Genomic DNA, 265 nt, shown 5'->3' on the forward strand with positions numbered 1-265 from the left:
GCATGTGCGCGTGCTGCGCGATGGGGTCGAGACGGTGGAACCCGCCGGCCAGCTGCGCTCCGGGGATGTGTTCGTGCTCCTGCCGGGCGAGACCGTGCCCGCGGATGGCGTCGTCCTGAGCGGCAGCGCAGCCGTCGACGCGAGCATGATGACCGGCGAGCCGATGCCGATCTCGGTCACGAGCGGAGACACCGTCACGGGCGGTACGATCAGCACCGATGGCCGGCTCGAGGTGCAGGCGACGTCAGTCGGCGCCCACACCCAG

At 71.3% G+C, this 265-nt stretch carries 1 protein-coding gene; it reads left to right on the forward strand.

Going from position 1 to position 265, the window contains the following annotated elements:
- The coding region (locus R0J87_RS21280) for a P-type ATPase actuator domain-containing protein (protein WP_498888780.1) at positions 1-265 on the forward strand (265 nt) is incomplete at both ends.

Origin of the sequence: Halomonas sp. SIMBA_159, assembly GCF_046536035.1 — a bacterium.
Lineage (GTDB): Bacteria > Pseudomonadota > Gammaproteobacteria > Pseudomonadales > Halomonadaceae > Vreelandella > Vreelandella venusta_A.